Source organism: Xenorhabdus poinarii G6, from assembly GCF_000968175.1.
Taxonomy (GTDB): domain Bacteria; phylum Pseudomonadota; class Gammaproteobacteria; order Enterobacterales; family Enterobacteriaceae; genus Xenorhabdus; species Xenorhabdus poinarii.
Genome location: NZ_FO704551.1, coordinates 915,438 through 937,534, shown reverse-complemented (window position 1 = coordinate 937,534; position 22,097 = coordinate 915,438). Strand labels below are relative to the sequence as shown.

Genomic DNA, 22,097 nt, shown 5'->3' with positions numbered 1-22,097 from the left:
AATTAAGATTTATTACACCTAATCATTATCGCTATAACAAGAGTTATTTCCACCGTATCTCACAACCTTAATGGTGCGGTCTTTCCAATATCCACCATACGGTACTTTCTGGCTCAGCTGGCCGTACAGATGATGCAGCAATAAATTTCCCTCTAATAAAATTCCGGCATGATTAGGCACATCGGCCTGTACCTGCATAAGCACCACATCACCCGCTTGAGGAGCGCCGGTTATTTCACTAAAACCCGCGTTTTCGACATTCTCTATATAGCGGTTCTCGCCCCGTTCCCACCACGGATAATCGACCCGATAATCCTGAAGCTCAATACTGTATTGTTGGCGGTAGTAACTCATAATCAGGCCGTAGCAATCGTAAATTCCTAATACAAACGGACGACCCACCAAAGGCAAGTCTTCGCGTGGGTAGATTGTTCTGAAATCCCCTTCCGGCCAACTCACGATATGCCACGGTAATTCCGTGAAATCACATTGTGCCTCGTCCAGATCACTCGGCTGCGTGGTCGCGTCCGGGTGACTGTGAACAATGCCGGTAATTGTGCCCCATATTGAGGCAGCCAAATAATCATCGGGGGCTAACTGAAATTGTTCGGTTGGGTTATTGGAAAGGTTGCGACAGGGGAAGTATTTTTCTACACGGCTTTTCTGTGCGATCACACCACAACATTCATTGGGATACTCGGCCTGCGCGTGTTCTAGGATAGATTGAATAATATGTGGGCGCATGTGAACACCTAAAAATAGAAAACCCACCAGATAAAGCGATCAATGTAATGATTCACTTCGAAGGTGGGTTATTGGATAAGCAGTAGATAAATTACATATCTAAATTTTCTAAATAATACTTATCAGTATCAGGATCGTAACGTACTACTACATTGAATTTTGTTCTTATCATTGCACTAAAACTATTTTGAGCATCAACATACCCAATAAAATTAAACTTACACTCTGCGAGTTTATGTGATTTAACATCATAGTAACTGGCAAATTTAGCAGTTGATGGGGCTTTTAAATGAGATGATATCAATTTTTTAGCGTAAGAATATGCAACTCCGTCATCTGAGCAATAATTTACCTCAGATGTTAGTGATCGACTAGAGCAAGAAATGAAAGCAAACATAATAACAAAAAAGCCGATACCTGCCATAAGCCATTCAAAACCTCCATACCCTAATATCTTAGAGTCGTTTCGCTTGGTATTAGCTACCCTAGTGGTCGGTTCTTTTTTTTCTTGTTTCGTTATTTTCTGTGCTAATGGGGTAATTACTTTATATCGGGAAGTTTCACTATCGTACTCCCATGCAATTATTCCCATTTCCTCCATTTGTTCTAACAGCAAGGCTGCTCTATTATAACCTATACCAAGATGCTCTTTTATCTCGTCAGTAGATGTATATTCCTTGGTTATTGCATACTCAACAGCATCATTAAATAAAGGATCAATGGTCTTATCATCAGCTCCCATTAAATACGCCCTCATAATATTCAATACATCAACAAATATTAACCTTTGGCTCTTTTAATATCCAGAGGTCCGTCACCTCCTGATAAGAGACGAGGCCGGGAACCCACCAAACGGCAATTCATTATCCTCACCGTGACGCAATTTACAGGCAATCACAGTACCAGGGCAGCGATCTTTGCTCGGGTCATCTGTTGGATTGTTATCAATATCAAAATACCGCCCACCCGCGTAGTCACACCCCTTACCTGTCCGATACCAACCCCGCGCACACCATGTGCATACGCCGTGAATTTGCCGGGTAGGAATAGTCAGACCATCCAGTGACGCCGGACTGGCCAGTTCAAAAATGATAACCGTATCTGTTTCCGATATTTTCCGGTTTACATAGAACATCGTGAGGCGTTCTTGTTGTAGATCAGCGGTCGGGTTGCCCTCAGAAAAATTACGCGCATCCAGATAATGCATAAATGTGTCGTGAATAATCACCCGCGCCTGTACCATATCATCGAATTGCAGACACAGCGCTGTGACTGTGCCATCAATATTGGCGACGGATAATTTCGGGTGCGCCGCCTGTCCATCCGTGGACATCTCCAGTTCCTGTATCTGAACAGGCCACGGTTGATACTCTACCCCTTGCCACCAGATCGATTTGGGCTGCGGCTGACTGCCATTTTTCTCGGCGGCATCAATCTCATCGGGCGTTACCGGCATGTTATATGCGTGAAAACGGAGTATATCCGCACCGAATTTTGTTCCGTCAATCTCGTAGAGCCGAACGATACTCCCGGCGTTCAGTTTTTGTACATCAGCTGTAAACATAGGCTCCTCTATGGCGCGTGCGCCTCAATAAACTCAGTCGCGAGTGCGCAGGTTTTGTAGTCAATGGCTTGATATTTGTAGTTTTCACACCGAAACAGCCCCTGATTCGTGAGTGGCGGCGTCCAGATAAAAGGCCGATGCCCCGCGTGCCGATCCAAAAACGCGATGATTTCAGCGATGTATTTTGCATCGCCGACAAAATCCACACTCCATCTCGTTGATTTGGGGTTAATCCCCGCCCCGCTGACCTGTTCATAACCGTCACCAAATTTGGCTTTTCGGATAGCAAAATCGACGGTTGAACTGGCGTTAACCCGCGGGTGCCATGTAAATATTTCCATTACCGACTCCGTATCGCTCTGTTGATTGCGCCGCCCTGACGTAAATCCCGGTCTCGTTCGGTGTAGTAAACCTGAGCAACCGCCTGCGCAAAACGACGTCCAAACTCCTCGCTGTTACCGCTTGACGAGCTTTCCGTTTTCCCCTCCGTAATGTGAACCGTGATATTTGTCTGTCCCCCGTCAAAACCTGCTGGAGCAATCGCCCTGACTCCGAGCGAACCGTCAGCGCTGCGGGTTAGCGGCATGATCGCCTCAGGTCCCGCCTCGCCCATCAACCCAGCCCCTTTGGCAAACGCAAACAGGGTGGGGCTGCTGACAATCTGCCCGCTGTACTGGCTCAGGTTTGCCGAGGTATACACCCCGCCTTTGGCATTTTTGGCCAACATTGAGGTGACCCCACCGAACAATCCTCCAGCGCCGCCGCCACTGAATGAACCCGCCAGCATTTCAAACGCCTTATTCGCCGCGATTTTCATCAAACTCTGAACAACGCTCTGCGCCATTGATGCGAACATTTCAGAAACACCCTCTTTGAGCGATTTTGTCCCGGTAAGCATCCCGGTAATCATGTTGCCCATACGTTCGCTGACAGTATCCAACATCGTTACCGCAAGAGACTGTAACTCTCCCTGACTCGCGAATAACTGTTTTGCCACCTCAATGCGCCGCGTGTTATTTTCCGTTTCGGCAGCAGTGATTAATTCATTTTTGCGCTGTTCACTGATGATTTGCGTTTCCGCGTAAGCGTCGTACAACGCTTTTTTGCGTTCTAGTTGGTTCTCCAGATCCTGTATCGGGTCTACGTCACCCCGTAAATCATCTTTGGCAGAAACAGCGTATTGCTGTCTGGCATCCGCGTTACCCCTGACCTCGTCTTTCCAGATATCGCCCTGACGGCGCTCATAGGCCTCTGGCGAGACATCCTTATTTTTCAATTGACGCTCTAACTGCTCGCGGGCTTTCTTGGCACTCTCGGCGGTGTTACGAAATGGATCATTTGAAATAGCGTCTTGCAGGTCTTGGTATTTCTGTTTAGCTTCTGCCAGTGTTTTATTGAGTTTGCCGATTTCAGCATTTTGCTCTTTTGTGAAATTTTTACCGGTGGACATTGAAGCTGCGAATAGTTCCGCCGCTGCGTTCCCTTCCTTGTGTCGAATCGCCTCGGTTGCCAATTGCGTATTAAGTTCAGCCACTTTATTAGTGTAGTCTTCTGCGGTTTTGGCTGCTTTCCGAGCGGCGCTTTCTGAGGCACTTCGGGCTTCCCTGGCTGCTTCGTCCTGTTTACGTATGGCTTCGATATTTTGATATATCTGAGCAGCGTTATTGATAACCTGATCCACGTAGGACTTTTGTTGCTTGTCATTCGGGTTGAGTCCCCCATCGACCGCTTTGTAATACGCCTCACGTTTGACCTTATCCATCCCTTTTCTTTTGGAAAGATCAATCTCTCTCTCCTGATCTTTCAGGAGCGACTTTATTTTGTCGTTCGGTTCAAATTTCACCTCCGGTACGGGAATGTGAATCCCCGAAACATCAATGCCTAAGTTTTTAATTCGCTCCAACAAGCTAACAGTGAGTTCCAGTTTTTGATTTTGCAACGCCAGCGTCACATTGCCGGTTTTGCGCATTTCATTGATAGCAAGCGTGATTTTCTTTTCTTTCTCACTATTAATTGTCTGTTGATCGCCTAACCTACTGAGAGCGGAGTTGATTTCATCGACTATTTTCAGTGTTGCTTCATACGCCGAACGACTTTCTGAAAGCTTGGTGCTGAATTCAGTGATTTTTTCGTCTACCTGTTTGCCTTGACTCTTATCTTTCATAAAGAAGTTCAGGCTCATTTGGTTTCTAACCATCTCCTTTTGGAATCTTTCCAAATCCTCTCTCGCAACCGCCAAATCTTCTTTTAGTTGTTTTTTGGTGTCCCTGAGCTGAATGGGGTCCATCTTGCTCAATTCTTCCTTGATTTTGGCGGCTTCTTTCGCATGCTCTCGTGCTTCCTCCTTGGCCTGCTTTTGGTTCTGATACAGAAGATAAGCCGCACCGGCTGCCATTATCAACGCACCGGGTATTCCGCCAACAGCACCGAGCAGTGCGCCACCCGCTCTTCTTCCGAGCGAGGTGACCGCATTAAGCCGCTTTTGAGCCGCCGTTCTGGCCGCGATACTTTGTGTAACAGCGGTATGGGCTCTTGCTTGTGCTTCTATCGCGCGATTTAATCTTAGTTGGGCAGCGGCAAATTGTTGATCGTTGGTGGTTCGCAGCAAACTCGAACGCGCCGCCAGTACATTGCGCTGAGTCTGCCGCTCAGTCGCTCTCGCATTTTCCACTTGGATACGAGAATTGTGGTAGGCCTGATTGGCGTTATTTATCTCCGCTTTTGTGTTTTGGATTAACGCCGAAGTTGAGTCGTAAATTGCCAGCGTTCGCTGACCGAGTGCGCGAGCACCAAACACCCCGACGGCTGCCATACCTGCAAGAGCGACATCGTTAATATTTTTAGACAGGTCATCCAGTGTCCCGGCAAGCACACGGGTTGTACCCGTTGCTTTATTCGCGTCACCAACCCACTGCATAAAAGCGTTTTGAACACGCGACATTGATTTTTCAATAGTCGCCCCCATCGAACGGTATTCATCCTGCAATTTCCCTAATTGACTCAATAAAGCGGGGATAACTTTATCCATCGTTAATAAACCATTATCCGCCATGCCCTTAAGTTGAGTTCTGGCAACGCCCAGCCCATCGGCTAGTGCCTGGATCAACCGCCCCCCATTCTCCGCCATGGCGTTAAATTCTTCACCACGTAGAACACCGGAGGACATCGCTTGTGAAAACTGAATTAGTACTGAACTGGATTCTGAGGCATTCGCACCAGAGATTTTTAGCCCTGTTGCCAGTGTTTCAGTCATATTAACGATATCTTGCGAGGCGTATTTCAGTGCCCGCATCGGGGCCGCTGCACGGGCAAAGACGGTGGAGTTGGCTTCGAATAACGTACCGGTTTTCTGGCTCATCTCCATCAGCAATCGCTGACTATTGGCGAGGTCGATGCTGGATGCCGTCGCCAGTTTTAATCGGGAATTTAGGTTCGTCCATTTATCGGCCGTTTCCACTAACTTGCTGGTCGCAAAAATGCCGGCGAATGCCCCTGTCAGCCCTACCGCCGAGGCTTTAACCGAAGCCAGCTGGTTATTCAGGTCACGCAGGGCGGCGCTACTGCCCCGTGCGGCTGCGGCCGCGCTCCGGTTGCCGTTTTCCATCACCCGATGGTAGTTTTCACCCAAACGGGCGGCGCGGGCAATTTCCGCCTGATACGAGCTGGAATTGGCCGAAATTTTAATGATTAATTCACGCAGTTTTGCCACAGTGCCACCTATGCAAGATTGGTAAAGAAATTTTCGAGGTCGTCCGCCGTTTCTTCGTTGGTGTTGCCCCATTTAAGCAGCGCGTCGTTCAGGCCGATTTTCGCCCCCTGCGACTGATAAACCGCTGACGCGATTTGTGCCGCCTGTATATTGCAAGTTTTATATACTTCACTGATTTATAATGATTTTAATGAATTTTTCTTGTGATTTATTTGCTTGAAGCAATACACAGTGCAATACACAATAGCTTTATGAGGAGGAACTTAGTGAAATGATGTCATTTGTCGGAAGTGGACAGGTCAGTACGATAGCAGCTCTGACCTTATGTGATTTCAAGCAAAAAGCCAAATTACAAACAGTAAAAATAAAAAAATAAGTACTACACTAACGTACTTTGAAAACTCTCTAGCTTCTTCTTCTTTTTTCAATTGTTCTTTACGTTCATGTAAGCGTCGTTCTTCCTCCTTTTTTTCACGTTTATATTTTTCATAATAAGGATTAATAGGTGGGTATATTGAGCGTAATAAAGGGATGGGGGTATCGCGATCTCCATAGGCCATGCGTTTCATTAATTCCAATGTCATTCGAGCATCTGTAAGTGCTCTATGTGCCTCACCAGAAACTTCTAATTTGTTATCATGAATTGCGTCGGTGAGTTTATGCCATTTGTAATCACCTGTTCTTTTATTTATTTCCCCATAATATTCTGCATATAACAACATTGCACATTCTGACTTTATTCTTGGTGTAGGTAATTCGTATTTTTTGCATGTTTGTCTAATTATTTTTGTGTCATAGGATTTGTTATAAATAATGACTGTTTTTCCTTTAACTATTTCTCTGTATTTTTTATAGATATCACTCCACATAGGTTCATGTTGAACATCTTCATTCGTGATTCCGTGTATTTTGATTGCATCAAGGGGGATCTTTTTTTGTGGCTTAATAAGTGTATTCAGTAAAATATCACCCTCAGCGTTTATAATACTTATTTCAATAATTTCATCATCGTTCTTTAATCCTGTTGTCTCTGTATCTAATATAATAATATCTTCTTTTAGTAGCTGCTCTGCAATTAACTGCGCTTGTTGACGATTTCTCATACCCATAACCTATATAATGAAATAATAGGTTATTGTACATACGCATTACCTTGTTCGTTATTATTGATCTTGATTAAAGAGACTTTTGTCACATAGATATGTTTGCTGATAACAAAAAGAGGTCAGTAAGTTTAACGTCCCAATCCTATAAAGAGGTCTCGACGCATTTCGTCGGCACAAACTAACCCTCTTTAAGAGGGTTAGTTACATTATGACCAAACGCCAGATTTTCTTCTGATTAAATATCAATTAGTTATCACCTAAGTGACATACGGGAAAATCCCGCATGTACAAAAGCAAAAGGTATTGAGATTTCCTCTATACCCAAGATGGGATATCACACCTTGCGGCAACCATGGTGATTTCCACCATAGTTAGCTAACCCCTTGATTTCATTAATCTCCTGCACAGTGACAGAAATAACTAAAATCAATGACTTAGCTAAATCCCGTCAAAGCCAGCCAGTCGTTGCCTCTGTTCATCACTGAGACTGAATGCAAAGTCTTCATGTTCTGCTTGCCATGTGCCAAAACTCATCAGAAACGCAATTGCCGGGTCGATTTTATTCGCGGATTTCTTCTTATTCGGTTTGATATTGGCATTCGCGTCCGTTTCCATCACCACATTGGACATTGCCCATGCGAGTACCGGATCGCCGTTGTGTCGAATGACCTTGCGATTCACGAACACTTCGGCAGACTTGGCAACCGGGCTAAAGCGCATATAAGTTTGCGGGAACGGCTCCACATCCAGCCCTGCGCCCTGTAGCTGAGTGCGTAGATGCGTGGCGTTCCATGTATCAAAACCGACCAGCTTGATATCAAACTGCTGGCTGTCTTTAAGAATATCATCGCGGATACGGTCGTAATCGATGCAGTCGCCTGCGGTAGTGCGTATCCAGCCCGATTGTACCCATTGGCGATACACCGCCCGATTTTTATTAGCGGGGTTTTGTAACTGCGCTTCGGGTAGATAATGGCGAGTCAGTAATAACAGTTCGTTATCCACCGGGAAGGTGTAACAGATACTGGTGATATCGCCTGTTGAAGACAAATCCAGTCCGGCGTAGCACTCCAGTCCTTTGAGGTCATTTTCATCATAATCTTGCTGGCAGGCTTTCCATGCGCCTTCACCCATCCACGGGGTTTCGCCCTGGCACCAGATATTAAAGCGTTTGGTTAACATCTCTGTCCATTGTGAGGGAATGCCGCGCGCTTTCTGGAGAGTGTCATGCAGGGCGGCACTGTCTACCGAGACATCCAGATTGGGATTGGCCTTGATCCAAAGTGCTTCATCATCAATCTCGCTCTCATCGTCCAGTTCGTAAATCAGGGCGAATAACGATTCGTTCTGTTCTTCGCCATCCAGTATCTGACAACAATAATCATAGTGCTGTTTACAGGCCGATATCACGTTACTGCCTGCGGTGGTAATGGCGAACAGGAGTCCTTCGGGACGGGCACCCATCCCCAATTCAAGCGCAGAGTACACGGCGTTATCAGGGTGTAAATGGTACTCATCGACAATGGCCAGACTAGGATTTGTACCCTCAATCGTGGCGGCTTTGGCAGCCAGTGGCTTTAACAGGCTGTTGCTCTTTGGGTAGGTAACTTTATGTTGCTGGATAGCGACCCGTTTTTTCAGGGGCTTGGATAACAGGCACATCTGGCGGGCATCATCAAAGACAATCCGCGCCTGATCCCGGCTCACGGCAGCGGTGTAAATATCCTGCTGGCCTTGTTCCATCACCAAGAACCAGTTCGCCAGTATTGCTGCTACCGTGGATTTGGCATTTTTTCGCGGCACCTGAATATACGCGCTGCGGTATTTTCGGCGTCCGGTCGCTTTGACTTTGAAGCCGAACAGGTTAGCAAAGGCAAACTGCTGCCACGGTTCAAGCATGATGGGTTGACCACGTAAGTGGCCTTTGACGTGCGGGCAGAGACGGGAAAAGCCGATAAAACGCTCGACAACTTCGCTATCGAACGTATAAAGCGGGTTATGCAGGTCGCTATAATAGCGTTTCACGGCCTGTTTTACCCGCTGACAGGCCGGAATGGTGCCGTTTTCGATAGCAAAAGCGTACTGTTCCCATGCGTTCATCGTGGTATGACTCAGGCTATCAGTACGTCTAAATCATCAGGTTCGTCACTTTCTATCGGATTCCGGCGCCGGGATACGGGATCAAAACCGAGCAACGACGACATTTTTATCATGATTTTTTCGGCATCCGCTTTCGCTTTCAGTGACGGATTGCTGGTCGCTGCGCCGCGTGAACCTTCCACCGCGAACCCGCGCACTTCAATGTCTTCAACGGCTTTACGGTAAATCGCATAGTTGACGCAATACAGTTCTAAGTTATTCCAGTCCGCCGGGCTGAGATCTTCCCGTTCATTGAGAATTTTGGCTTTTGATTTCCATTGCTCGGCGGCGATGTCGTTCAAATAAACCGGGGGTTTGGGTGCTCTTGCCATAATATTCTGATTCCTATGAAGTTACTGCTATTGAAAAAAGTGCCGTGCGTAAAAATTTGAGGGGGCGGCGGTGCCATGAGGCAGGGCATTTGTCATTTTTGATGCCCCCACCCTCCTTGTAAGCCTCTCTGCCGACCCCTGAAACATACCCTTAGCTCCTTATCACGTTGTGTCTTACGCTTCACTGTGGGCTTCTCAGGCGCAATCTGCTTCTCTGGTCGATAGGGTTCACTGTGCTTCAATAGCCCTTTAACGAGTTGTTCGGTCTCTGTTTTATTCATGCTGGTACATCCAGTCATTGCGCCTTGTTGCTTCTGCTTCCTGCTCACGATACTCACCGCGCTTGCGCTTCTGCTTGGTTATCGGGTCTTGAGTAAACGTCTTCGTGTTATGGCAGCGATGGCATAGGGCTTGATGATTGGAGGCAGGCCAGAACAGCACATCACTACCGCCATTAATCGGGATAATGTGATCAACAATAGTTGCGGGTGTGTAGCTGTTCTGCTTTAAGCAATGCACACATAACGGGTTAGCCTTAAGGAATTGCAAACGGTATTTATCCCATGCAGGGGTATAGCCACGTTCACGGCGTGAGCCTCGTTGCTTATCCTGTTGTCGGCTGATCTCTCGTCTGTGCTCATCACACCGACCCGACTTGACCCGCTGTTTGCATCCCGGATAGGTACAACGTTTCAACGGTTGCCACGGCATTAGTACACTCCTACATCACGATAGACAGACCACAATGATTTAATGGTGAACGGGATTTCTTTCAGTTCCTTATCTGCCGCCATTGCCCGGTTCTCATACAGTAAACCGATATAAAGTAAGCAGCCGACTTTCATTGCCGGGGTAAAGGCCAGACCCTTATCGAAGCGTTTGCCAATATGTTGCTGGCAGACTTCTAACGCAGCGTCGGCATAGCCCTTAAGGAGTGCATCCTCAAGCGTATCGTTTTCATCTATCCGGCAATGCTGCTTGATTTCATCCAATGTTATGAGAGGGTTAATCATCTTTCACCTCAGTTTTTTTAATACTGACCTCTTGCTTCCATGCCTGACTAAATTCATCACCGCCCTCACGGGGCGATAATCCCTCGCGTTCACGGGCTTCATTCGGGGACATGACGCCGGATTTAATCGCCGTCTCGTAGCTCTGGAAACGTTCTTTCGGGTTAGCTCGCAACAAATCGGCAGTGTCAAATTCCACCTGATAACGAATACCTCGTTTCGGTGAAGCCATCAGCAAGGCCGCCTTGATTTGTTGTTCAAAGTTGGCAAGCCACGGGCGCATCGTGATCGTCAAAAAGGCGCGGGACGCTTCGCTAAAGTTACTGTAGGTGCTGTTCGAATACTCTTGCAGAAAGATCGGGCTGACGTTGAACATACGGGCGATATCGTCAATGGTAAAACGGCGGGAAGCCAGCCACTCCGCATCTTGGTTACTCATGCCTAACTGCTGGTATTCCATCCCACCTTCAAGGATCGGTGTTTTCCCGGCATTACGCGCACCTTTGTAACGTTCGAGGGCTTCCAGTGCCTTATTGCCTTTGATGCCATCTAACCATTCAGCGGATTTAATCACCCCTGCCGCCATCATGCCCTCTTTCATGATGCTGGCACCGTGGCGTTGTTGTGCCAGCCCCAAACCCAGAGTTTCACGGCAAACCGTGACCGGTGAGCGCCCAAGAAAACCATCTTCGGTGGCATAGCGCAAATGCAGAATTTCTTCCTGTAGATAAGTTTTGACCTTGCCGCTATAAGGCTCAGTGAGAGTGTAGGCGAACCGGTGATCGGATAGCCGCTGCGGGACAACTGCCGATGGCGGGTAAGGGTGCAGGGATTGCGGTTGACCATCCCGACCCCAGACAATCACCGCATATGCATTGCCATTCAGTAGACAATGACGCATCAGCGTTCGCTTGAATTGATACGGCGTCTGACAATCATTCGGGCATTCATTCAGCAAGTAATCCACCGGGTGATCGCTCAACCATTCGCGGGATTCTTTACCGTTCTGGTGCGCAACCCGATAGAGGTAGCAAGGCATAGAGGCCACCGCTTCGCTAATGACGGTAACGGCATTCATCACCGCCGGTAAGCCCTCTGCCGTAGATGGGGAAACATGTTCACCCGATTTGGTGTTAGAGATGCCTGCCAGAGAAAGAAACTCATCAATGCTCATACTGCGGGTTTCAGGGGCTTTACGCTTAAACGGCCACATAGTTACACCTCGGACAGTTGCAGCCAGTAATGACGCAAATCGGCATCACGGGGCTTAGCGGCATTCAGTGAACGCCTGGCAATCTCTACCCCACTTTCAGGATAGGCGAGTAAGCTGGTGATGGTGATTTCCCGTAATTCGGCCTCTAAGACGGTTCTGACATAGGGTGTTTGCCCTGTATCCCATTGATCTTTAATTGCACGAAAACCAAAGGACATGCCTTGTATATCACCCCGTTCAACCAGCGTTAACACATCGCGCCCTAATTGCGTATCAGGCGGGGTTAGTTCGAAGCGTAATCCGGTAGTATCTTCGCTAAGTTGCAATGTGCCGGAGGTGGTGCGGCCTAACAGGTTCATATGATCATGTTCATACAATGCCCGAACATCAGTCTTTGCCGTCAAGCTGGCACGAAAGGCATTCGGGGCAAATTGTTCAACAAATTCATCCCATAGGATTTGGGATCGGCTGTTCCACTTAATCACATAGCCGGTCAGTTTTTGATCACTGGCAGACAGTGAGGCGGTGCGGATTTCAAAATCGTTATTCATCTTATGGACTCCAAGACTGAAAAGGGGCTTTTCGCCCCTCTCGCTTATTTACTGGCTGCTTTCACTTCCAGCACCTTGATGGCGTTGGAGTCCACCAGACCGCCGCCCAGATATTTATCGGTATGTACCTTATAGAAGCCCGGTTCGGTAATATTGTCAGGGCGGGTACGGGTGCCTGTCTCATGGTCAACGATGAAATAGCCGCGCTTGAAGTCACCCAGACCGATCACACCTTCTGGCATAAATTCGAGGTAGTGGACAGGCAAGCCCAGCAGCATATCCGGATCACCCGCCTGTAAACGCTCACGCCAGATATAATCGCCATTGCCGTTTTTCAGCTTTTGCACCTGAGCGGCGGTCGTGGAGTTCATCACCCACACCGCATTTTTACGGTATTTATTTTTGAGTAAGAATTTCAGGTCAATCAGGCTATCGGCGGAAAGCGTGGCAGCGTCCAGCTTCTGTAATGTGCCAAATGTGCGTACTTTGTCGGCTTGGGTATCACGGGGATAAGACAGAAAGCCTTTCGCTTTTTTGCTGCCGTCACCGCTCACAAGGTCGGTTTCTTCGGTATCGACGAAGGTATCGGCAATTTCTGACGTCAGCCAGCCTAAGATATCGACATCGCTAAAATCGATAATCTCTTGGGTGGTTTTAGGATAGGCGTAGATGGGAAATAGCTTGATGCTCACTTCTTCCATCTTCGGCGTGCCAGTCTCACCGCGTGCCTTACCTTCTTCGCCGTGTGCCACTGCTGCGCCACCAACCGAAACAAGCTGCTTATATTCGTTGCTGCGGGTGGTCTTAATGGTACAAATCCGGCGCATGACCGACTCATCAGTCAATTGCTGCATGATTTGTTTATTCAGTTCCGGGATAACGGTATAGCCGCCCTCTGAGGAAACAGCTGTAGACAGGGTACGGATTTCGCCGGTCAGAATATAGTGGCGCAGTTCGTCATTGCTGAGTGTTTCACTGGCAGGCTGATTCTTGACCTGACTGCGTTCTTCATCAGACAGTGCCTCATAACGGGCGATTTCCGTATTCAGCGTGTCGGACTGGCTGCGCAGTTCGTCAAACTGTTTCGCTTCATCTTCGGTCAGGGAACGCTTTTCACCTTCGGCTTTGGTGAGCAGGGTGCGCATTTGTTCGGTAAGAGTGGCCTTTTGCTGGCGTAATTCGAGTAGCTTTTTCATGACATGGTTTCCGTAACAATGAATGTTAAGACGTGAAACCAGCGCTGAAAGGGGCAGGCCGAATAATCTTTTTCTGCGTCTCGCAGGCTACTTCTCGCAGCTTAACTAAACGGCCTTTTGGCGGCTCACGTCTGAGTGCCATTTCTTAATATATCCATGAAAAATATAATAAAAAGACCTCAAAATAGGAGGTCTAAACTTGCGGAAACATGAGAACGGAATATTTACAAAAATTTACTCTTCAAAGTTCCAAGGCGCTCGTTCAACACAGGAAGCGAGGTATTCCAAGTTATTATTTATCTTCCGTAATTCAAGTAATTTCAAGAGATCCACAGCCTCATCGCGGCTTAAGCCGTCTGTCTTCATGAAATATTCAATATCATCAACTGCTTTAAAATGTTCTGTCTTTAGAATAGTCATAATGACACCTTCTCCTATTTTTTGTATATATAGTGAAAAGTTACCGACAACACCGACAAATCGACAATTTGAGATATTATTCTTTATATTCAACTAGATATGATGTTAAATCGTTGTCGGTTAATTGTCGCTCAGTTTTTCAAAATCTCATAAATAATAATATTTTTACTATATTTCAATGAGATATATATTGTCTTTCATTGTCGGTTTTCGACAACGCCACGAATAAGCTCCCTCATGTGTACCTGCCTCTTTTTGTCCTGCCAAAAAAAGAAAGTTTTTCTTCTGGCAGGAGCTTTGTTTTTAAGTTCGACAATGAAAACGACAAACCGACAACGTACCGACAAACATTTAACATTTTATTACATTGATTTATAAAACATTTATATAACCATTGTCGATTTGTCGGTGTTGTCGGTAACTTTTACGCGTATAGAGAATTTATTCTTCCATCTCATCAGCTGAATACATCACCACATAATACTTACGGGGTGAGCCGTTGTGTTTCATGCCTTGCACCTTAAAACCACCATTGGCGGCCTTTTTCAACATCCCTGATTCTGCTAAAACTCGTGCAAACATCTTCGGTTCAAAGCCTTCTGATACCTCAGTCTCGAACACATCCGGGAAAGTGTAAAAATGGATAAGACCGCCATTGTTGGGAATATCGCTGGTATCTTTTCGGTAGCCTGCAAGGTTAGAAATCGTGGCATGATCATAGGTGTACGGCTCTGGCGCATACCGATTTAATCCGAAGCGGTCTAAAAATGCCTCTGTTTGTTCCCGTATCTGCTGGTGTTCTTTATTGGCAGTACCAAATTCAGCCACCCACGCATTGAAACAGTGCTGAATTGCGTCCCGGCTTTCTTGTTCCGTCCACCCGGTGAGGTGTGTTGCTGCAATGAGCGCACCCTCTAAGATGGCGAACCGTTCTGCTACACGGGGAAGTTGCGCCCCAGCGCCTTTGGGGATCAATCCATTCCAACGGATTTTGGTTTCCTCAATGGTCGCTCTGGTCGCTTTTTGGTTCTGAGTCAGATATTCACACCATACCCGACCAATAGCCCCGTGATTGTCAGTAATCGCTTTTTCGATTGCCTTAGCGTGTTCTCTGGCATCCTGATAACCATGTAAGACAGTTGGGCTACTGAATGGAATATTCAGCAACCGGACAAGCTGTCCTGCTTTCATACGCTTACCTTCACTTCTGACAAAGGTATCAAGATCAATCTCTCCTGTACTGATAGCAATCGTTTTAAACTGAAGAATGTCACGGTTCCCGCCGTTTCTCGCCCCCTGTAGCTTTCCCTTGCCATTGAACAGGGCATAAGACGCATTCGCCACATCTTTAACCGATGAACCTTGTCCGACTTCATCAAGGGGTAACAAGTTATTATTGTGGGCGGCAGCTTCGTTAATCAGCCCTAATGTGGTCGCAAACCACGTTAAACGCATGGCGGAGGGTTCACCGAAAACACTACATCCCACACTTTGCGCAGTGGTTTTCCCTGCGGTGCTCTGATCGTAGAAGTGAACACCAAAACCATCATCACGCAGCAAGCCGATAACCGGTGATGCTAGTGCGGAGGCAATGGACAGCATCATAAAGGGATTGCCTTTGGCTAATTTTGCTACAGAATCGCGCCAGCTTTCCGGCGTTCCCGCCACGGTATAGCCTCGTATTGATGACGTTCTTCCACAGAAAATAACTGACTTTTCTGGATTGCCAATCACTTCGCCTGTTGGGAAGATGTAAGCCCCATGCTGCCATCCTGTTGAGTGAGTGATATGCCAATCAGTCTTCTTAGCACAACGCTGCAACCAGTCTGATAAAATATTGCGCAAAGAGGGCTTGCTCGTAATATTCAACCCTGCCGCTTTCAGTTGCCGCCAACCTTCACGATCACCAATATCACCTGTCTTCACTGCCTCGGTATAAGTTGTACCGTTTTCTTTCCACTGAATAATAAGATAAAACTCGATATCATCACGACCGCGCCCGACCACTTGCATGGCATCACTGAGCCATTGCTCATGGTTGATAATTTCACCACTCTCTTTATCCACCTTTGGCGTAACGTAATAAATCCCGTTCTTACGCACATCGATAAAGGCTTTTAACGGATCACGCTCTTTCTCCCGGCGTTCATCTAAATTAATGACTACTGACGCTGACATATTTTTCACCCCCACCGGATACACCCCTTCACTGAATGCCTGCCTTGCTGCCTCAATGCCGTGCTGCTGTCGGTAATCGTCCCAATCAGCTTTATGCTCTGTCGGGGGTATAGCTACCCAACCGTTGATCGCTTTTGCTGTCTTCTCTGCGGCTATCTTGCCGACATTTTTCTTCGGCTTGCCGTTGTTGTCCCGTTCGCCTTTCTCATGCCAGTCATTATCCGCTGCAAGAATGATTTTTACGGCTGGCCACCGCTCTCTGACCAGCCCGGCAACCGTCGATAAATTACCTTCATCAATCGCGGCCAGTACTAACCCCTCATGCAACTGGCTAACGGTTAAAGCGGTGGCATAACCCTCAGTAATGATGATCGTGTCCGGCGTTTCGGGGATTGCCGATAAGGGGATAAAACTCCCCTTTTTCTGCGTACCAGAGACAAGGCGCTTTTCACCATTCGGCTTGATGATTTGAGCACCGGTGATTGTGCCGTCCAGTGTCTGAATGACCAGCAACAAGGTACCGTCTTTCAGTAATCGCTGATCGGGGCATTGCAGCCCCTTTTTCGTCAGATAATCGGATTGTCCGGCAGTGGATTGAGCCACCAGCTTATTCACTTTCTCGGTGATCGGTTGAACCTTTGATTTAGAAGCCTCCTTTCTGGCCGGCTTGGGTTCTGGCAGAGGTAGCGCCAGCGCATCAGAAACGGCTTTTACTGTTTCGATTAACGTTATCCCTCTGGCTCTCATCAGTAAATCAAAGCCATCGCCATGATTCGGAATATCGCACTGGCGACAATGCCAGTCCCCGTTCCCGTGGTCGTCGATAAAGTGAAAACGGTCAGTACCGCCGCAGATAGGGCAAGCACCATGCTTACCCTTTTCAGGAACATTCACACCACAGGCCGATAACACACCATGCCACTGATCTTTTGCTGCCGTTTTCACCGACCTGATATCAATCTGCGTTACCATTTGGGGAACCTCTCGCGGTGATGAATTTCAAAATCCGCATGCTGAGCGGTGTCATTCAGCGCTTCGGCAATTCGGGGCAGGTACATCAGGGCTTCACCCACGCGGCGTAAATCCTCCCTTGCCTGACGATTGTCATAGTTTTCATTATCGGCAGACCAGAAAGCCAGTTCGCCCATTGCAGACATGGCCGCCATCACTGCGCTATGTGCGCCATCTGAATGCTTGCGCAGATCTTTCAGTTCTTCTGTACTCATGGCGCTAAAGTTGTTGCGTACTAAATGGTTATAGATATCAGACATAATCAAGCTCTCCCTGCGTAGGTGTATTCTTTAGTGAAACGGCTGACTGGCATGATGCACGGGGTGATATAACCTTCACGGACAAACGTCACTCGGTTAAAGGCGACTGACAGTACTTCGACAGTTTCCCCGTTCTTATGGGTGTAATAATCATGGGGTTCAGGGTTGCGCATGGCTCACCCCCTGAACGGTAGATATATCTCTATAGTTGGAAGTGTTATCAATAGCTTCCTCACCCGCAATTACTTCAATCAGAAATACAGCAATATCACCGGATAACTTCGCCATCAGAGAAGAAATAACCGCTATTTCACTGTCCTGTATTTGATGAGGGTATGACTCAATAAGCTGACTAATAAATTCGAGCTGCTGCGCTTTTTCAGCGGCTTGATGAATAGTGATAGGCTGGCTCATGAGGCCACCCCCTGAACGGTAGACATGCCACCATCGTTGAAAGGTGTATCGATACCGATATCCCATGCTTGACGAGAGACAAATATCAGTGAGGAAATGCCAGCCAGTAGACGGGCTTCACCTTCGTTATCCGCCAGTACAGTGATAAGGTGCATGGGGTGAATATCCACCAGCCGCTGAGTGCCTGATGCAATTAGGAATGTAAATTTAAGGCGAGTTTGGGTATGCTGTGGGATAGCCATAGCGTAAGACTCCTTTACGTTGTTGGTTAGAGGCCCAGTTAGTGTTCGTGCACTGCTGGGCTTCACTGTTTGTATACCTTGGATGCTCAAGGTGTGTTTCATCTTATTTTCATAAGAAACACACGTCAAGACTTTTTTGTATTTCTTTTTCGTGTATAATGAAACACACCAATTGTAAGGAGTTTCATTAATGCCAACGCCAAACAAAAACGCAAAGTCACAGTTGACTACCGTTCGTGTGCCCCACGATGTAATGGAAGGAATGGACGCAGTAAAACAAGACAATGAAAGTAATGCCGGATTTATTGTTACTGCAATGCGTGGAGAAATAGCCCGCCGCCAAAATGAGGGTAATAGCAAAGATCCTCTACTTTCCTCCCTTGATGCCCTTGTGCGTATCGAGGAAATAGGCACAAAAGCCAATGAAGAAATAAGACTCCTTATCAATGTCGCGCAGGAAGAACTCCAGAAGCGCAAAGCCAAAGCATCATCTGAGCAATAACCAACCAAGTAAAAATTGTTAACTAGGTTATGAGTTAAGCAGTAACCAACCAAGTGAAAGTTATTCACTGAGTTCAAATCAACTGTGGTGGAAATCTCCATGGTTGCCGCGGATGGGAAGATATAGGGTATTGAGGAAATCCCAATACCTTCAAAAGATGAGTTACAATCAGCTCGGTTACTAACCAACCCACAATTTGTGGGTAGCCTCTTAATTTCTTGTAATTCAAAGTAAAGCAAATGTGCTTTACGCCAAAGGGTAGCATTCGCCGTGCTATCCTTTTCTTTTTGCGCTCCACTAAATGATGACTGCAAATTTTGTGAGTAACTAATAGTTACGCACAAAGTCCGATAATCGGATATTGGGTTTTGCATGCTGATATTTTCGATGATCAGATTGACGGTCAGCGAAGAAATCAATGAGTTACTAAGGTGTCCGAAAATATTCGTATCCCCATCGGCGAAATTTTCCGCCGATGACTGAGCCATAAATTGGGTTGAATGGTACTGAGCAAAATGCTTTGTCGAGGTCATGGATTCAGTGACCACGAAGCCAGCCAGTAAGGAATCATTCACTTGGTCGGTAATACCCTTTATTGAGCAAAGGGGATTTTTAGGACTCCTTAAACTCAAGGGATCCCTATAGTTAATAACAACCATCACACCACCTCTCGCAGTTCTATGCCCTGAGCCGTATAACCCTGAACCCGAGTGCCCTCGACACGGTGGCGTTTTTTCGTCAGAAAGCGAATGTGATCGGCATAGACATAGAGCCACTGACCATCTACAGCAATGCGCTCAAATGTTCTGACTGGTCGTTTTGCATACTGGACAAAAGGAGTAAACCTATTGATTTTACTTATTTCTTTTGTGCGCACCTCTCTGATGCCTTTTTCATTATTCCTATAAACCCAGACATCATTTATTTTCCCTGTAATTTGACGGGTACGAACCTTGATATAACCCAATCGACGCATAAGCCTGCTGAACTCAGCATCATTACGAATTAACCTGCTCAGATATTCCAACGGCTCACATTTCCAGCCTTTAGCCTGATAGCATTTCGCCAATTCATGATGGTGCTGCTTATTGAGAATGGTGTACTTGTCTGGCTGTTTTGGGTTGCGGTATAAAACCCAGTTATCTACGGCCTGTTTCCGCTGAGTCTGGTCAATCAGTAACGCGAACGTCGCTAAAGGCACACCATTTTTACGGGTGTGATATTCAGAACTGATTGAAGCAATGATATTCAGGGCGTAGCTATCAATATCCTTTAGCTGGACAAAACCATAATAATCATTGCTTTTCAATTGGTTGACTGTGCGCACCTCTGAATGATATTCATAAGATTGCTTATCCTTTCCTGTCAGCCCTGTATCACACTCTGCCTCATGTACCGACACGCCAGAATTTAGCCAAACTAACCCCTGACCGTTATGACGTAAGCCCAGATCGGTGAGTGTACAAATACCTTTGTTAATCGATGACCAGTCACCTGAAATAACCGCTTTACGGATAATTGAAATATCATTCATTCTATTTTCAGAGTGAGCGAGTCCCTGACCGATTAAGGTCATATTTTTCGATGTCATAGTTTTACCCTGTCTTAATTAATTTGATTTTCGGCTGTATGGGTTATTCACGTTCTCTACTGTTGGCGGGTTGCGTACCCACCATAGAACATCGCTTAAAAGCCATGAAACAGAATTACGCCCCAACGGAACGCGCTTCGGGAATTTGCCTTCCTCCTCTAATACCCAGCGACGAGAACGCGATAAACTAGAAAGGTGCCCGCATTCTTTTTCCCTGATTCTGCGATCATATTTTTCACCGTATTCATTTAAAATTGATTGGCGTTCTTGTGCTGTCGGTGAAGTAAATTTCATTGCCATATTTTTATATTCTCCAAAATAAAAAACCCCGCGAGCGGGGAAAGGGATTAATTATAAGACCTTAATATTATTCAGACTTCCAAGTACCTTTTATCCATGCCTGAATTTCAGATAATCGATAGACCTTTTTTTGTGGGCCAATAACGATTTTCCGTGGAAACATCCCTTTTTTTTCAAGGCGTTTTCTATGTTGCCGAGTCAATGACGTTAACCACTCACATTCTTCTTCTCTGATTAATCGATCGATGCCATCTAAACCTTCCAGCTCTTCACGGGTGAATATGTGTATCATTTTTTATTTCCTCTTTTTCAATCAATGAATCCAAGTAATCCACCCACCAATTTAGGGCATTTCTTTTTTGTTCAATATATTTACTTCGGTTGTATATTCCGGCTACCCCTTTTAATGAGTGACCTAATAACTGTTCAACCACATTATGCTCAAAACCGTTATCACTTAGATTTGTAGCAAGCACTCTCCGCATATCGTGTGCTGTCCAGTTTTCTTTATGGTTTAATCTTTTCCATATTTTTCCAATGCATGAGCTAGCTCTCACCTGTTTAATTTCAGTTCCAATAACATGACTTCTATTTTTTGTTGATTTGTGTAATAAAGTTAACCAATTTTTAAAGCCATTTGGTATTGGTCTAATTATTTCCTTGCCATTTTTACTATGCTCTGGCGGTACTCTCCAGATATTATTAACTAAGTCCCATTCTTCCCATGTTGATAATAATATTTCTGACATCCTGCAACCAAAAACAATTAAAATCCTTAAAATAATTCTATATTCATGCGAAATAAAGTGATTATCATATTCTTTATTCACCCAAAACCATAAATCACGTAATTCATCATTTGTTAACACCCTATCTCTTTTATTGCGTCTCTTACCGACATCCTCAACTGTTAAATCATCAATCTCATGACTGATTGCATATTTTCTGACTCGGCAAAATTTCAATGCCTGTTGAGATACCTCCAAAAGTTTGCCAGCCAGAACAGGTGCATTCTTTTTAATTTTATCAAAGCATTCAATCCACATGGTCAAAGAGCACTCATGTAATGGGATGTCGCCTATTTCCGGATAAATATGTTTACAAAAGGATTGTCTTAACTGAATTACTCTTTTTCTTTTATTAATAGCGTAGTTATTAATCCAATATTCTATCGCATCTTTTACGGTTACTGGTTTTAGCGTATCTTCTTTTATTATCTTTATTTGTATTCGGGGGTCTTTCCCTTCGGCTAACCATGTCCGACATTTATCCCTTTGTTCCCTTGCTGCCTTTAAACTTAGGTCCGGGTACTTACCCAGTGTTAGCCATATAGGCGCACTTTCTCTTCCATGAAGACGATAGAAAAAAACAAAGCTAATCGCACCTGTCTTGCTAAGTCTGATAGACAAGCCGTTACCATCTGCAATGATTTGCTGCTTGTCTACAGGCTTACCCTGTAATGATTTGAGTTTTTTATCGTTGAGTTTGTTAACTGCCATTCATTATCTCTTCTTCAATTTGCAATACACATTGCAATACGCAGAGTACTGCAACAACCAAAACAGGGAAAAAAACGCCAAAACATGAAAAAATGAAATTACTTTGTTTTTCAATT

The 22,097-nt window shown here is 45.9% G+C and carries 26 protein-coding genes; 1 reads left to right on the top strand and 25 read right to left on the bottom strand.

Annotated elements, in window-relative coordinates:
• Nucleotides 1-18: 18 nt before the first annotated feature.
• The 21 genes from XPG1_RS04265 to XPG1_RS18305 all read right to left on the bottom strand — a co-directional run bounded on the left by XPG1_RS04265 (nt 19) and on the right by XPG1_RS18305 (nt 18,089).
• The gene (locus XPG1_RS04265; RefSeq protein ID WP_045957975.1) at nt 19-744 is read right to left on the bottom strand and encodes a C40 family peptidase; all 726 of its coding nucleotides are present in this window, start codon (nt 742-744) and stop codon (nt 19-21) included.
• 91 nt (nt 745-835) lie between these two features.
• A complete protein-coding gene (locus XPG1_RS04260) occupies nt 836-1,486 on the bottom strand; it encodes a DNA translocase FtsK (RefSeq protein ID WP_045957974.1) in 651 nt (216 codons plus the stop codon).
• 72 nt (nt 1,487-1,558) lie between these two features.
• Nucleotides 1,559-2,308, bottom strand: a complete 750-nt coding sequence (locus tag XPG1_RS04255) for a phage minor tail protein L (RefSeq protein WP_045957973.1) — start codon at nt 2,306-2,308, stop codon at nt 1,559-1,561.
• An 8-nt stretch (nt 2,309-2,316) separates the two neighbouring features.
• A complete protein-coding gene (locus tag XPG1_RS04250; protein WP_045957972.1) occupies nt 2,317-2,649 on the bottom strand; it encodes a phage tail protein in 333 nt (110 codons plus the stop codon).
• Nucleotides 2,649-6,017, bottom strand: a complete 3,369-nt coding sequence (locus tag XPG1_RS04245) for a tape measure protein (protein ID WP_045957971.1) — start codon at nt 6,015-6,017, stop codon at nt 2,649-2,651. The genes XPG1_RS04250 and XPG1_RS04245 overlap by 1 nt, the downstream gene beginning before the upstream one ends.
• Before the next feature lie 8 nt (nt 6,018-6,025).
• On the bottom strand, nt 6,026-6,166 hold the full coding sequence (locus XPG1_RS19055) for a phage tail assembly protein T (protein WP_269450589.1): 141 nt from the start codon (nt 6,164-6,166) through the stop codon (nt 6,026-6,028).
• Nucleotides 6,167-6,349: 183 nt separating this feature from the next.
• Complete coding sequence (locus XPG1_RS04240; protein ID WP_052708241.1) at nt 6,350-7,120, bottom strand: 3'-5' exonuclease; 771 nt, start codon at nt 7,118-7,120, stop codon at nt 6,350-6,352.
• A 441-nt stretch (nt 7,121-7,561) separates the two neighbouring features.
• Nucleotides 7,562-9,223, bottom strand: a complete 1,662-nt coding sequence (locus XPG1_RS04235) for a terminase large subunit (RefSeq protein ID WP_045957970.1) — start codon at nt 9,221-9,223, stop codon at nt 7,562-7,564.
• An 11-nt stretch (nt 9,224-9,234) separates the two neighbouring features.
• On the bottom strand, nt 9,235-9,594 hold the full coding sequence (locus tag XPG1_RS04230; RefSeq protein WP_045957969.1) for a phage terminase small subunit P27 family: 360 nt from the start codon (nt 9,592-9,594) through the stop codon (nt 9,235-9,237).
• 92 nt (nt 9,595-9,686) lie between these two features.
• Nucleotides 9,687-9,875 carry a hypothetical protein gene (locus XPG1_RS04225; protein WP_045957968.1) on the bottom strand — a complete coding sequence of 63 codons (189 nt, stop codon included), beginning with the start codon at nt 9,873-9,875 and terminating at the stop codon, nt 9,687-9,689.
• Nucleotides 9,868-10,305, bottom strand: a complete 438-nt coding sequence (locus XPG1_RS04220; protein ID WP_045957967.1) for an HNH endonuclease — start codon at nt 10,303-10,305, stop codon at nt 9,868-9,870. Before XPG1_RS04220 ends, XPG1_RS04225 begins: the two co-directional genes overlap by 8 nt.
• Nucleotides 10,305-10,604 (bottom strand): head-tail connector protein, encoded by a 300-nt coding sequence (locus XPG1_RS04215; protein ID WP_045960424.1) that lies wholly within the window; start codon nt 10,602-10,604, stop codon nt 10,305-10,307. Before XPG1_RS04215 ends, XPG1_RS04220 begins: the two co-directional genes overlap by 1 nt.
• The gene (locus tag XPG1_RS04210) at nt 10,600-11,817 is read right to left on the bottom strand and encodes a phage portal protein (RefSeq protein ID WP_045957966.1); all 1,218 of its coding nucleotides are present in this window, start codon (nt 11,815-11,817) and stop codon (nt 10,600-10,602) included. The genes XPG1_RS04215 and XPG1_RS04210 overlap by 5 nt, the downstream gene beginning before the upstream one ends.
• Before the next feature lie 2 nt (nt 11,818-11,819).
• Complete coding sequence (locus XPG1_RS04205; RefSeq protein ID WP_045957965.1) at nt 11,820-12,368, bottom strand: HK97 family phage prohead protease; 549 nt, start codon at nt 12,366-12,368, stop codon at nt 11,820-11,822.
• 44 nt (nt 12,369-12,412) lie between these two features.
• Nucleotides 12,413-13,564: a phage major capsid protein gene (locus XPG1_RS04200; protein WP_045957964.1), complete on the bottom strand. Its 1,152-nt coding sequence runs from the start codon at nt 13,562-13,564 to the stop codon at nt 12,413-12,415.
• A 234-nt stretch (nt 13,565-13,798) separates the two neighbouring features.
• Nucleotides 13,799-13,984, bottom strand: a complete 186-nt coding sequence (locus tag XPG1_RS04195; protein ID WP_045957963.1) for a hypothetical protein — start codon at nt 13,982-13,984, stop codon at nt 13,799-13,801.
• A 441-nt stretch (nt 13,985-14,425) separates the two neighbouring features.
• Nucleotides 14,426-17,134, bottom strand: a complete 2,709-nt coding sequence (locus XPG1_RS04190) for a DUF927 domain-containing protein (protein WP_045957962.1) — start codon at nt 17,132-17,134, stop codon at nt 14,426-14,428.
• Nucleotides 17,128-17,433, bottom strand: a complete 306-nt coding sequence (locus XPG1_RS04185) for a hypothetical protein (protein ID WP_045957961.1) — start codon at nt 17,431-17,433, stop codon at nt 17,128-17,130. The genes XPG1_RS04190 and XPG1_RS04185 overlap by 7 nt, the downstream gene beginning before the upstream one ends.
• 2 nt (nt 17,434-17,435) lie before the next feature.
• Nucleotides 17,436-17,606 (bottom strand): DUF4222 domain-containing protein, encoded by a 171-nt coding sequence (locus XPG1_RS17390; RefSeq protein WP_071825325.1) that lies wholly within the window; start codon nt 17,604-17,606, stop codon nt 17,436-17,438.
• Nucleotides 17,593-17,847 carry a hypothetical protein gene (locus tag XPG1_RS04180; protein WP_045957960.1) on the bottom strand — a complete coding sequence of 85 codons (255 nt, stop codon included), beginning with the start codon at nt 17,845-17,847 and terminating at the stop codon, nt 17,593-17,595. Before XPG1_RS04180 ends, XPG1_RS17390 begins: the two co-directional genes overlap by 14 nt.
• Entirely contained in the window at nt 17,844-18,089 is a 246-nt protein-coding gene (locus tag XPG1_RS18305; protein WP_045957959.1) for a hypothetical protein, read from the bottom strand. Before XPG1_RS18305 ends, XPG1_RS04180 begins: the two co-directional genes overlap by 4 nt.
• A 190-nt stretch (nt 18,090-18,279) precedes the next feature.
• Here XPG1_RS18305 and XPG1_RS18300 point away from each other — a divergent pair, with 190 nt between their 5' ends.
• On the top strand, nt 18,280-18,591 hold the full coding sequence (locus tag XPG1_RS18300) for a YlcI/YnfO family protein (RefSeq protein WP_045957958.1): 312 nt from the start codon (nt 18,280-18,282) through the stop codon (nt 18,589-18,591).
• Nucleotides 18,592-19,249: 658 nt separating this feature from the next.
• On the opposite strand, the gene XPG1_RS04165 is transcribed toward XPG1_RS18300, so the two are convergent.
• The 4 genes from XPG1_RS04165 to XPG1_RS04150 form a co-directional block, all read right to left on the bottom strand.
• A complete protein-coding gene (locus XPG1_RS04165) occupies nt 19,250-20,182 on the bottom strand; it encodes a hypothetical protein (protein WP_045957957.1) in 933 nt (310 codons plus the stop codon).
• A gap of 18 nt (nt 20,183-20,200) precedes the next feature.
• Nucleotides 20,201-20,482: a helix-turn-helix transcriptional regulator gene (locus XPG1_RS04160; RefSeq protein WP_045957956.1), complete on the bottom strand. Its 282-nt coding sequence runs from the start codon at nt 20,480-20,482 to the stop codon at nt 20,201-20,203.
• Between the two features lie 67 nt (nt 20,483-20,549).
• Nucleotides 20,550-20,774 carry a helix-turn-helix transcriptional regulator gene (locus XPG1_RS04155; RefSeq protein ID WP_045957955.1) on the bottom strand — a complete coding sequence of 75 codons (225 nt, stop codon included), beginning with the start codon at nt 20,772-20,774 and terminating at the stop codon, nt 20,550-20,552.
• Nucleotides 20,752-21,981: a tyrosine-type recombinase/integrase gene (locus XPG1_RS04150; RefSeq protein ID WP_045957954.1), complete on the bottom strand. Its 1,230-nt coding sequence runs from the start codon at nt 21,979-21,981 to the stop codon at nt 20,752-20,754. Before XPG1_RS04150 ends, XPG1_RS04155 begins: the two co-directional genes overlap by 23 nt.
• Nucleotides 21,982-22,097 lie beyond the last annotated feature (116 nt).